This is a genomic window from Brevundimonas sp. GW821-FHT02A10 (genome assembly GCF_059422025.1).
This window is the reverse complement of record NZ_JBWKWC010000001.1, coordinates 682,978-694,005: the sequence shown is the minus strand read 5'-3', so window position 1 is coordinate 694,005 and position 11,028 is coordinate 682,978. Positions and strand designations below refer to the sequence as shown.

The 11,028-nt window shown below is 64.7% G+C and carries 10 protein-coding genes and 1 riboswitch; of the genes, 3 read left to right on the top strand and 7 right to left on the bottom strand.

Going from position 1 to position 11,028, the window contains the following annotated elements; translation table 11 throughout:
* Window positions 1-80 precede the first annotated feature (80 nt).
* Both AC07U0_RS03070 and gpmA read right to left on the bottom strand, forming a co-directional pair.
* Window positions 81-713 carry a bifunctional diaminohydroxyphosphoribosylaminopyrimidine deaminase/5-amino-6-(5-phosphoribosylamino)uracil reductase RibD gene (locus AC07U0_RS03070; RefSeq protein ID WP_494718555.1) on the bottom strand — a complete coding sequence of 211 codons (633 nt, stop codon included), beginning with the start codon at window positions 711-713 and terminating at the stop codon, window positions 81-83.
* Complete coding sequence (gene gpmA, locus AC07U0_RS03065; protein WP_494718554.1) at window positions 710-1,423, bottom strand: 2,3-diphosphoglycerate-dependent phosphoglycerate mutase; 714 nt, start codon at window positions 1,421-1,423, stop codon at window positions 710-712. Before gpmA ends, AC07U0_RS03070 begins: the two co-directional genes overlap by 4 nt.
* 282 nt (window positions 1,424-1,705) lie before the next feature.
* On the opposite strand from gpmA, the gene AC07U0_RS03060 reads away from it, so the two are divergent.
* Together AC07U0_RS03060 and AC07U0_RS03055 are read left to right on the top strand one after the other, a co-directional pair.
* Window positions 1,706-3,202 carry a phosphomannomutase/phosphoglucomutase gene (locus tag AC07U0_RS03060; protein WP_494718553.1) on the top strand — a complete coding sequence of 499 codons (1,497 nt, stop codon included), beginning with the start codon at window positions 1,706-1,708 and terminating at the stop codon, window positions 3,200-3,202.
* Between the two features lie 73 nt (window positions 3,203-3,275).
* The gene (locus AC07U0_RS03055) at window positions 3,276-4,577 is read left to right on the top strand and encodes an FAD/NAD(P)-binding protein (protein WP_494718552.1); all 1,302 of its coding nucleotides are present in this window, start codon (window positions 3,276-3,278) and stop codon (window positions 4,575-4,577) included.
* Here AC07U0_RS03055 and AC07U0_RS03050 read toward each other — a convergent pair whose 3' ends face one another.
* The 5 genes from AC07U0_RS03050 to thiC all read right to left on the bottom strand — a co-directional run bounded on the left by AC07U0_RS03050 (window position 4,578) and on the right by thiC (window position 10,113).
* A complete protein-coding gene (locus tag AC07U0_RS03050; protein ID WP_494718551.1) occupies window positions 4,578-4,931 on the bottom strand; it encodes a hypothetical protein in 354 nt (117 codons plus the stop codon).
* A gap of 67 nt (window positions 4,932-4,998) precedes the next feature.
* On the bottom strand, window positions 4,999-5,832 hold the full coding sequence (locus AC07U0_RS03045) for a DUF2461 domain-containing protein (protein WP_494718550.1): 834 nt from the start codon (window positions 5,830-5,832) through the stop codon (window positions 4,999-5,001).
* A 4-nt stretch (window positions 5,833-5,836) separates the two neighbouring features.
* Complete coding sequence (locus AC07U0_RS03040; protein WP_494718549.1) at window positions 5,837-6,151, bottom strand: hypothetical protein; 315 nt, start codon at window positions 6,149-6,151, stop codon at window positions 5,837-5,839.
* Between the two features lie 821 nt (window positions 6,152-6,972).
* Complete coding sequence (locus AC07U0_RS03035; protein ID WP_494718548.1) at window positions 6,973-8,220, bottom strand: hypothetical protein; 1,248 nt, start codon at window positions 8,218-8,220, stop codon at window positions 6,973-6,975.
* 63 nt (window positions 8,221-8,283) lie between these two features.
* Window positions 8,284-10,113, bottom strand: a complete 1,830-nt coding sequence (gene thiC / locus AC07U0_RS03030) for a phosphomethylpyrimidine synthase ThiC (protein WP_494719179.1) — start codon at window positions 10,111-10,113, stop codon at window positions 8,284-8,286.
* A gap of 158 nt (window positions 10,114-10,271) precedes the next feature.
* Window positions 10,272-10,380: riboswitch (TPP riboswitch) on the bottom strand.
* Window positions 10,381-10,587: 207 nt separating this feature from the next.
* On the opposite strand from thiC, the gene AC07U0_RS03025 reads away from it, so the two are divergent.
* Window positions 10,588-11,016 (top strand): BLUF domain-containing protein, encoded by a 429-nt coding sequence (locus tag AC07U0_RS03025; protein WP_494718547.1) that lies wholly within the window; start codon window positions 10,588-10,590, stop codon window positions 11,014-11,016.
* The last annotated feature ends 12 nt before the right edge of the window (window positions 11,017-11,028 follow it).

Genomic DNA, 11,028 nt, shown 5'->3' with positions numbered 1-11,028 from the left:
GAGAAAACGGGGGTTTCGCCGGGACCGATACTGTCCGAAGGCGCACAAAAACCTGAACGCTGATCAGTCAAGACGGAGCCTCAGGAGGTCAGCAGGCCCTGTTCGGCGAGGGCGTCGGCGAGCTCGCCCGGTCCCGTCCACAGGCGGGTGTATCCGGCTTCGCCCAGTCGCTTGAGCTCGGTCACCAGATCGGCGCGCGGCGAGGCGACGAAACGGGCGTCGAAGCCCTGGCCGTCCTCACTGATGCGGACCATCGGGCGGCCGGTCTCCAGCCGGTGCAGGAAGCCCTCGCACAGGACCTTGCCCTCGTCGCACATCAGGCCGGTCTCGACGATCAGTCCGGCCTGACGCAGCCGTTCCGTTCCCCGGCCGGACGCGAAGGGCGAGGGGTCCAGGCAGGCCACGACCACGCGCGCCACGCCGGCCTCGGCCAGATAGTGGGCGCAGGACTGGCGGCCGGATGAGCGTGCGCCGCAGGGCTCAAGGGTCACATAGGCGGTCGATCCGGCGACGTCCGGCCCGGCGGCGGGCACGGCCTGTTCTTCGGCATGGGGGCGACCGCCGGGCGCCGTGGCGGCTTCTGACAGCACGCGCCCGTCCTTGACGATGACGCAGCCGACCGCCGGGTTCGGCCAGGTCTCGCCCATCCGTCCCATGGCCAGTTCAATGGCACGGGCCATGAAACGGGCGTCGTCGGTTTCCGACGTGCTCACGCGATGGCCGGCAGGCTTTCGGCCCGTCCCGCGTCCAGGTAACGCGCCGAGACCGGCTTCAGGTCGGCGTCCAGATCGATCTCCAGCGGATTGCCGGTCGGAATCTCGACACCGACGATCTTGTCGTCCGGTACGTCGAACAGGTGTTTGACGATGGCCCGCAGCGAGTTGCCGTGGGCGGCGATCAGCACATCCTCGCCGGCCTTCAGACGCGGGGCGATGGCGCTGTCCCAATAGGGCAGGACGCGATCCAGCGTGGTCTTGAGGCTCTCGGTGTCTGGAATGTCCTGGCCGGCGTAGCGAGGATCGGCGGTGAAGTCCCATTCGCCGCCGGGGGGCAGCGGGGGGGGCGGCACGTCATAGCTGCGGCGCCAGACCTTGACCTGGTCCTCGCCGTGCAGCTTCGCCGTCTCGGCCTTGTCGAGGCCCGTGAGGCCGCCGTAGTGACGCTCGTTCAGCCGCCAGTCCTCAATGGTCGGGACGTCTTTCAAACCTGCCGATTGAAGCGCCAGGGCGCCCGTGCGTTTCGCCCGGGTCAGGACAGAAGTGAACATCACCGCGGGTTTGAAGCCGGCCTCGGCGATCAGTTCGCCGCCGCGACGCGCCTGGGCCTCGCCCTCCGCCGTCAGGTCGACGTCGACCCAGCCGGTGAAGCGGTTCTCGAGGTTCCACTGGCTCTGGCCGTGACGAAGAAGGATCAGACGGGGCATGGGCGGCTCCGGCGTCACACCGGTAGGGAGCCGGTCGCGCGGTTGGGAATTTTCTGGACCCTCGGCCTAGGACGCGACCCCTCAGGGGTCAAGCCGCGACCGTGACGGAATGATGAACCGTGATACGCCGGGCCCTCGACCGGTTGTTCCCGGCTCAGCCTCTCGTTATAGCTCGGCCTATGTCAGATCGCGTCTTCTTCGCCCTGGCCGCAGTGATCGCGGCGGCCATGACGGCGCTTGCTCTGGTCTGGCCTTGATCTCCCTTTTCCGTTGGAAACCCGCATGTTGAAGCCCCGCCAGGATCTGGTTCCGAACACGGCCGACTATGAAACGATCCCCTTGGTGAAGCCGACCGGGTTCCGCGAATACGATGCGCGCTGGATCCTGGAAAAAGAGATCAACCTGCTGGGCATCCAGGCTTTGGGCCTGGCTCTCGCGACCTATGTTCACGAGATCGGGGTGCAGCCGCGCATCGTCGTGGGGCACGACTTCCGCTCCTATTCGCTCAGCGTCAAACAGGCCCTGATCCTGGGTCTGCTGGACGGCGGGATGGAGGTGCTGGACATCGGCCTGGCGCTGTCGCCGATGGCTTACTATGGCCAGTTCGCCCTGAACGCCCCCTGCGTCGCCATGGTCACCGCCTCGCACAACGAGAACGGCTGGACCGGGGTCAAGATGGGCGCCCAGCCGCCCCTGACCTTCGGCCCGGATGAAATGGGCCGGCTCAAGACCCTGGTGCTGGAAGGGCAGGGCGTCTCGCGTCCCGGCGGCCGCCTGGAACGGGTCGAGGGCTTCCGCGAGCAATATATCGCCGACGTCGCCGCCAAGACGAAGCTGACCCGTCCGCTGAAGGTCGTCTGCGCCTGCGGCAACGGCACCGCCGGCGTCTTCGCGCCCGAGGCCTTGCGCCTGATGGGCTGCGAGGTGATCGAGATGGACACCGCCCTCGACTACACCTTCCCCAAATACAATCCGAACCCGGAAGACCATGCCATGCTCGTCCAGATGGCCGAGAAGGTGAAGGAGACGGGCGCCGACCTCGCTCTCGGCTTCGACGGCGATGGCGACCGCTGCGGCGTGGTCGACAATACGGGCGAAGAGATCTTCGCCGACAAGATCGGCCTGATGCTGGCCCGCGACCTGTCGGCGATTCACAAGGACGCGACCTTCGTCGTCGATGTGAAGTCGACCGGCCTCTACAAGACCGACGAGGTTCTCAAGGCCAACGGCGCCACGACCGTCTACTGGAAGACGGGCCATTCCTACATCAAGCGCAAGACCGCCGAACTGGGGGCGCTGGCCGGGTTCGAGAAGTCGGGCCACTTCTTCCTCTCGGGCCCGTTGGGCCACGGCTATGACGACGGCATCGTCGCGGCCGGCGCCGTTCTGGCCATGCTGGATCGCAACCCGGGCAAGAGCCTGTCGGAGCTGAAGACGGCCCTGCCGGACGCCTGGACCTCGCTGACGATGTCGCCGCATTGCTCGGACGAGACCAAATACCAGGTGCTCGAAAAGCTGGTCGCCGAATACGAGGCCCTGTTCGCCGCCGGCGGTTCGATCCTGGGCCGCAAGATCGTCGAGGTGATCACCGTCAACGGCGCCCGCGTCCATCTGGAAGACGGCTCCTGGGTCCTGATCCGTGCGTCGTCGAACAAGCCGGAGATGGTTGTAGTGGTCGAGAGCATGCGCTCGGCCGACGACATGCGGGATCTGTTCCGTCAGGAGATGAAGCCGCGCCTCGCCGCCCACGGCGTCACCGACTACAATCAGGAAATCTAGACCTTGAGCCGGGGCCTGCGGTTTGACGCCGCAGGCGACCCGGTCCAGAACCGGGGCATGAGCCGGAGCGGTCGTGACTGAGTCTGTGAAGCGGATCGCGATCGTCGGCGGCGGGTTTTCCGGCGCCATGCTGGCTGCCCGTCTGGCTGAAAGCGGCCTGTCCTGCGTCCTGATCAACGCCGCGCCCGAGGTCGGTCTCGGCGTCGCCTATTCGACGCCGTTCGAGGGGCATCTGCTCAATGTCCGGTCCAACCGGATGACGGCTGTCGAGGGCAGGCCCGACGACTTCGTCGACTGGCTGAGGGCGAACCGGCCCGAGCTGGCGGACCCTTCCGACTTCGCCCCGCGCAAGGTCTATGGCGACTATGTCCGCGCCCGGTTGACCGCCATCGAGGCCGCACATCCGGGGATGATCGAGCGCCGCGTGGCGCAGGCCGCCACCGTGACGCTTTCCGGTCTGACCCTGTCGGATGGGGCGACCGTCGAGGCGGATACGGTCGTCCTGTGCACGGGCAATCCGGCGCCCAATGCGGGCGAGGGCAGGGGCGAGCGCGTCATCGGCGATCCGTGGGCGCCGGGGGCGCTGGACCGGATCGGCCTTGCGGACGACGTCATCATCGTCGGCACGGGGCTGACCATGGTCGATATGGTGCAGGGGCTGGTCGCACGCGGCTGGACCGGCAAGGCGACGGCCCTGTCGCGGCGGGGACTGATGCCCCGGCCGCATAATCTGTTTCCCGACACGCCGACGCCCTTGCCGCCCGAGGCTCTGTCGGGGCCGCTGTCCCGGAGGCTGAAGGCAGTGCGCGAGCTCGCGCGTCAGGGGTGCTGGCGCTGCGTGATGGAGGCCTATCGTCCGATTACGGCCGATCTCTGGATCGCCGCAACGGCTGACCAGCGCGCCCGGATGGTTCGCCATCTGCGGCCCTGGTGGGACGTGCATCGCCACCGGATCGCGGCCCGGATCGGACATGCGCTCGATGCGCTGAAGGCTCAGGGGCGGCTGGCCGTTGTCGCCGGACGGCTGGACCAGGTCGAGAGCGGCGAGGACGCGGTTACGGTTCACTGGTCTCCTCGTGGGGGAGGGGAGGCGGCGCCCCTCACCGCTGGCTGGATGATCGACTGCACCGGCCCGGCCCATTCGGCGGCGACCGATCCGCTGACCAGCCCCCTGATCGAGAGCGGCCGGGCGCGGATGGATCCGTTGCGGCTCGGGCTTGAGCTCGACGCCTCGGGGCGGGTGCTGCGTGCCGACGGGACGCCGGATCCGTCGTTGTTCGTTCTGGGGCCTCCGGCGCGGGCGGCCTTCTGGGAGACCATCGCCGTGCCGGATATCCGTAAACGGATCGAGGCCGTCGTCGCGGCCCTGATCTGACTACTGCGGCCGCGCCGGGAAGCTGGGCAGGCGGCCTTCGGGCGCAGCCACGTCGTAGGAGATGGGCACGGAGCACTGGCCGATGCGGCGCTCCAGCAAGAGGGTCATCTGCACCGGATCGCCCTGACGGAACATCAGGTCGCCGGCGCCGACGCGGGCCCCGCGCTGGAGGGCGGCCGGGTTTGCGGCCTGCTGAAACTGGCCGTTGCGGCACTGCGCCCGGGCGGCGTCGACGGTCTGGTTCACCGCGCGCATCGTCCCCTCGGCGTCGATGATACGGACGCCTGGGGCGGCGGGCGCGACCGGAGCCGGCGTCAGGGGATCGGCGACCAGCATCAGCATCAGGGGCAGCATGGGACCTCTCCGTTGCGACGGCCCAAACTAGGCCGGTTGCGGGCGATCGGCCAATCACAACTGCGGGTCATGTCGCCGCATTCCCGAGCGCCTTCCAGCCGAACTCCAGCAACGGTCGGGCGTCGGCGGCGAAGGCGGCGAGGACCCCGGGCAGGCGGTCCGAGCCGATCTCGGCGCCGGTCAGCCGGCGGCGGACGATCCAGCGGGTCCGCTTCAGGGCGGGGTCGAGCGGGCCGCCGGACTGGTCGGCGAAATCCCTCGGCATCTTCTTGACCGGATCGCCGGGCGCGAGCTCGAGGCCCGCCTTGTCCAGCGCCTCGACCATCGCGAAGTACGCGGCCGGATTGGCGACCATGGCGCGGCGGACCGCGTCGATATTGGGCCGTTCCGACAGCCAGAAGCCGGCGGCGACGAAGGGGCCTGAGCCGGAGTAGTCGTTTTCGTCGGTCGCCGGTTTCGCCTCCGCCGTGATCCCGCGCGCCGAGGGCAGGGTGGACGGATCCAGCGGGTCGATGGTGTCGGGATCGAAGTCCAGCACCGGCGCCCGCGAGCCGCCCTCGGGCTCGATATGGATATAGACCATGCCCGGCGACATCTTGCGCCACTCGCCGTCGGGGCCGGTGCGGCTGACGGTGGCGGCGACATGGACCTTGTACGGACGTTTGTCGTTGGAGAAGCGCACGTCGCGGTGAATGCGGAACTGGCTCTTCTTCGCATCACCGCGCAGGGGCAGGCCGCGCGCCGCCAGCAGCGGATTGAGATCCTCGATCAGGGCCGCCAGCCCGGGCTTGAGCCCCTCGTCATAGGCGGCGCGATGGGCGGTGAACCAGTCGCGGTCGTTGTTGGCCGCCAGACCGGTCAGAAAGGCCAGGTCGGCGGCGGCGAAGCCGTTGAAACTCATGCGTTCAGTCGTGGTCCAGAGGTTCGATGCGGCCGAGGCGCAGGCGGTCGACGGTCAGCTCGCCGATATGCAGCCGCGCGAACCGTCCGCGTTTGACCGACAGCCGGCCGATGGCGAGGGCGCCGATGGCCAAGGCTCCGATCGCCATGGCCCCTATGGCCAGCGATCCCAGCCCGAGGGTCCCGACGGCGCCCGCGCCCACCGCCCCGGCTCCGGCCGAGGCCTTCGCGACGTGATGCGCGCCGGTCGAGGGGCGTTTGTGGCCGGGGACCGCGCCCCGGGCCCGGGATCGGGCTTCGCGGTCGAAGACGTTGCTCATGGGCTGGAGGGTAGCATGGAACTCCGTTTCCTTCTCCCCTTGCGGGAGAAGGTGCCCCGGAGGGGCGGATGAGGGGTCGTGCCGACGTCTGACGCTCCACGCCTTCAATCCTTCCCAACACGACAGGCCTGCATGACCCCTCATCCGTCGCGCTCCGCGCGCCACCTTCTCCCGCAAGGGGAGAAGGCACAGAAAGTCACCCTCACGCGCGCCTGCGCTGAAGTTCGGGGGCCTTGGCGGAGCGACGGGCCTTCGCCCGGGACCGTGGGGTTATGTGTGTTTCGGCAAAGGCACTTCGCTCCGCACGGACGGTTTTCGACTGCGCCGAGGGCCTGGCTTCGCTCTTAACGAACGCCCCGTCTGCGCGCCGTGGGCGGCGGAGGCGACGACCTCCTGCCGGACCGGTACGGGTACTCCTCCCCGCCCCTGAGCCTGCCGGACTCGCACCGGCTCGACTTCGCGTCCCCTTCGGCGTCTCCGCCCCCGGGGCGCGCCCACTCCCTCCGTTCCCGCCGCCGCTTCGGATCGCCGGCCGAGCGAGCCCCCTGACGACAGGACGCGAGCATTATAGGCGCGGTTTCGGGCGTGCTGGGTTGAGGCGGGTGAGAAAGGCGGAAACCCGGGAAATCATTGGGATTGGGGAGGCGGATTGCGATGGCTGGGCGGGTCGGGTTCGCATCATCTCCCGCGATGAAAGCTTCTGCCCTCCTTGCACATTGCGGGATCGTCGTGCGGCATGTGTGGCTCAGAAGCGATATCCTGTATCCCGCGATCTCCGGGTTTTGTGACCCAGCCCGAGCTCAGCTGCGGTGTGGACTAGATCACGTAGATCTGGCTTCAGAATCGCCTATGATGATCTTTTCCGCTATATATTGCATAAGCGGTATTTCGCGCCTCAAAATTATATTGGCCTCTTCGCCCGGAACATATTTTGCTTTTCTTTCGTGACGATCAGAGGAATGAACAAGCGCGTTCCTTATGGTCTTTATTCTTTTGGCCAAAGGCCCGAAGACGTGCGACTTCTGCAAAGTCATTTTTTCCAGATCATATCCAAAACAAGTGGATTTAGACGTGTAAATTTTTTCTTTTTGATATTTCTCAATTCTTGCTATTTCTGCAATCAGCTCGTTCTCATCCAAATATTCCGAAAGAACCCCCTTTAACATTTCTTCTTCCCTGGACTCCGCCTTATGATCTGATACCGCCTGTATCAGCCGATCGAGGTCGGGTTTTGTGGGTTTGAATTTCCTATCGTTTAGTATGGACTGCATTCTCTTGTACAAATTCTTGTCAGAAATTTCCAAGAAATAGTGTTCTGCCACGTGATAAAACGATAGAAATTGTATATAAGGGTCGTAGCTAATTCCCCTTCTGTAGAACCTAGTTAGGTCTATATTGTATTTCGGAGGGAGGCTTGGGTACGATACATCCGTATCATCGTCGTCATCATCTTCCTCAATTCCGGTAGAAATTGCCAAAGATGACTGTGGCCATCTGTTTATTCTGGAAAGTGCTAGGCCTTTGTCATAGGATAAGTCAAAAAAGGAAGAATCAATAATGTTGTTCGTTTCTTCTTTGAGCTTATCGTCAGACATCAACCCAAGATTTCCAACCCGGGCAGTTTGGATATTCGAAAGGTAGCGATGCAGATCAAATCTTTTGTTTCTGGAAAACCGACCTAGGTAATAGTCGACTAGAGGCTTTGAAAAGAGAAACGACGCCCAAAAAATTGTCGTGGCATTGCCGATTTCGACGTAGGGATCTCCAGACGATTTATCTCCGAATGTGAAATTCGGATCGCTCGTATAAAATAAGCCTCCATCTGTATTCCCGACCCTAACTTCTCTATACCCTATTGATGTTAACTCTGGGAATTCTGGAGATGCTGTATAGGAACCTAGGATGTCTCCGATGCTGGCGTAATCGGATATGAGGCCTTTGGAAATTTGTATCGGATTTGGCGAAGATTCGTGAGCAAAGTTCAACGATTCGGCGTCTTCTGAGTCCAAAGCAAATCCGGCTTCCAAAAAGCCCGTTCTGATGGCGTCTTTTGCGTCTGAAAAGTTCATCTCTGCCCTGTCTTCAACTCTCCCGAGTAACAAAGCTGATCTGACGATTTTGTCCAGCCTCCCTCACACCTTCACCTCCACCACCCCGCCCCCGGCGCGGAACTTGGCCGACATCTCCGCCATCCCGGCTTCCGCCTCGACCAGGCTCGCCCCTGCATCATTCTGCGCCGCCGCGTCCCGGCGGATGTCCTGGCTGATCTTCATCGAGCAGAATTTCGGGCCGCACATGGAGCAGAAGTGGGCGGTCTTGTGGGCTTCTTTCGGGAGGGTCTCGTCGTGGTATTTCCTCGCCGTCTCGGGGTCGAGGCCGAGGTTGAACTGGTCTTCCCAGCGGAACTCGAACCGGGCGCGTGACAGGGCGTCGTCGTGCATCCGGGCGGCCGGGTGGCCCTTGGCGAGGTCGGCGGCGTGGGCGGCGATCTTGTAGGTGATGACCCCGTCCTTGACGTCCTGACGGTCGGGCAGGCCGAGGTGTTCCTTGGGCGTGACGTAGCAGAGCATGGCCGTGCCGAACCAGCCGATCATGGCCGCGCCGATGGCCGAGGTGATGTGGTCATAGCCGGGGGCGATGTCGGTGGTCAGCGGGCCCAAGGTGTAGAAGGGCGCCTCGTGGCAGTGTTTGAGCTGCTCATCCATATTGGCCTTGATCTTGTGCATCGGCACGTGGCCGGGGCCCTCGATCATCACCTGACAGCCCCTGGCCCAGGCGATCTTGGTCAGCTCGCCCAGGGTGCGCAGTTCGGCGAACTGGGCCTCGTCATTGGCGTCGGCGATCGAGCCGGGACGCAGGCCGTCGCCGAGGCTGAACGACACGTCGTAGGCCCGCATGATGTCGCAGATCTCTTCGAAATGCTCGTAGAGGAAGCTCTCCTTGTGGTGGCTCAGGCACCACTTGGCCATGATCGAGCCGCCGCGCGAGACGATGCCGGTGACGCGTTTGGCGGTCATCGGGATGAAGGGCAGGCGGACGCCGGCGTGGATGGTGAAATAATCGACGCCCTGTTCGCACTGCTCGATCAGGGTGTCGCGATAGACCTCCCAGGTCAGGTCCTCGGCGATGCCGTTGACCTTCTCCAGCGCCTGATAGATGGGCACCGTGCCGATGGGCACCGACGAGTTGCGGATGATCCAGTCGCGGATGTTATGGATGTTGCGGCCGGTCGACAGGTCCATGACGTTGTCGGCGCCCCAACGGGTGGCCCAGACCAGTTTGTCGACCTCGTCATCGACGGAGCTGAGGACCGCCGAGTTGCCGATGTTGGCGTTGATCTTCACCAGGAAGTTGCGGCCGATGATCATCGGCTCGACCTCGGGGTGGTTGATGTTGTGCGGGATGATGGCCCGGCCGCGGGCGATTTCCTGACGCACGAACTCAGGCGTGACGAAGTCGGGGATCGAGGCGCCGAAGTCCTCGCCGTCGCGGATGCAGGGGGCGTTCTGCTCGCGGCGCAGGTTCTCGCGGATGGCGACATATTCCATCTCGGGCGTGATGATCCCGGCCTTCGCATATTCGTACTGGGTGACCGGGCGACCCTCGACGCCCTTGAACACCTTGTGGTTCGAGACGTCGAAGCGCGGGGCGAGGTGGCGGCCGGAGGCGTGGCCGTTGTCCTCGGGCTTGACCTCGCGGGGCTCGAGGACGGGGGCGATGTCGCCGCGGTCCAGCTGCCAGGAGGTCTTCACCAGCGGCAGGCCGCGCTTGATGTCGATGGTGACGGTCGGGTCGGTGTAGGGGCCGGAGGAATCGTAGATCGTCACCGGCGGCTCATTGGCGCTCGGGTGGACGGCGACCTCGCGGAAGGGGACGCGGATGTCGGGGAAGAGCTCGCCCGAGACATAGACCTTCTTCGACCCGGCGCGCTCGCCGGTCGGGATGGTCCCGGTCTCCGCCATCACCTGTTCGCGGGCGTCTTTCAGAGCCAGTTCGACGTTCGGCTCTTCCGGCAGGGCGGCCAGAGTCTGGGATGGGGTGACTTGAATGTTCATGGCGGCCTCAGGTGTTGAGGGCTCCGCCGACGTCGGGAATTACAAATTGGTCCTGTGGCGTGTGCGGACCGGAAGCGTACTCATCCCTTCGCCGGCATGACCCGGATCAGGTTCGGCCGGTCAGAGGGCTACCTCAATCTCAGCGGCTCGAATGCCGCCCCCGGGAGAACGCGATGACCCTAGGGCAATCGCGCGCGGGGCTCAACCGGCGACGTTAAGGTGGTGGGGTGGCGAATTGTGGCGCGTTTAAGGCGAATTTCACTCACCTGCAAGCGAGGGTTGCAGGATTTCCCTTCGCGTTCAGGGTCTTATGGGTTTGGAAAGGTTTACAGGAAATGGTCGTTTCCCAGTAAACCCGCTTCCCCCTCCCCCAGGAACGCCATGACAAAGACGCTCCAACGACTGGTGTATCGCAGCACTGCCACCGGTAGCACGACCTCCCTGCTCAACCTCGTTTCCATCCTCGGCGAAAGCCAGCGCAACAACGACCGCGACGAGCTGACCGGCGCCCTGGCCGCGCACGGCGGCCGCTATGTGCAGGTGGTCGAGGGTGCAGCGACCACGCTGGACGGCCTGCTGCGCCGGCTGGAGCGGGACCCGCGCCACAAGGACATCAAGCTGCTGGAGCGCGAGAACATCACGTCGCGCGAGTTCGGCCGCTGGGCCATGGCCAACGCCGTGGTGACGCCCGAGGCGGCGCCGGTGCTGGAAGACCTGATGGCGTCGGACTTCCCCTCGGCGGCCCTGATCGTCGAGGCGCTCAAGGCGGCGGTCAGCCTGCAGCAGGCCGAGGCGCTGCAGCCGTCCTGACCGGCTCCTGAC

Bases quoted from the DNA above. Each gene is read 5' to 3' on its own strand.
- gpmA (WP_494718554.1), bottom strand. From the start codon at position 1,423: ATGCCCCGTCTGATCCTTCTTCGTCACGGCCAGAGCCAGTGGAACCTC.
- AC07U0_RS03060 (WP_494718553.1), top strand. From the start codon at position 1,706: ATGTTGAAGCCCCGCCAGGATCTGGTTCCGAACACGGCCGACTATGAA.
- AC07U0_RS03050 (WP_494718551.1), bottom strand. From the start codon at position 4,931: ATGCTGCCCCTGATGCTGATGCTGGTCGCCGATCCCCTGACGCCGGCT.
- AC07U0_RS03045 (WP_494718550.1), bottom strand. From the start codon at position 5,832: ATGAGTTTCAACGGCTTCGCCGCCGCCGACCTGGCCTTTCTGACCGGT.
- AC07U0_RS03040 (WP_494718549.1), bottom strand. From the start codon at position 6,151: ATGAGCAACGTCTTCGACCGCGAAGCCCGATCCCGGGCCCGGGGCGCG.
- AC07U0_RS03035 (WP_494718548.1), bottom strand. From the start codon at position 8,220: ATGAACTTTTCAGACGCAAAAGACGCCATCAGAACGGGCTTTTTGGAA.
- thiC (WP_494719179.1), bottom strand. From the start codon at position 10,113: ATGGCGGAGACCGGGACCATCCCGACCGGCGAGCGCGCCGGGTCGAAG.
- AC07U0_RS03025 (WP_494718547.1), top strand. From the start codon at position 10,588: ATGACAAAGACGCTCCAACGACTGGTGTATCGCAGCACTGCCACCGGT.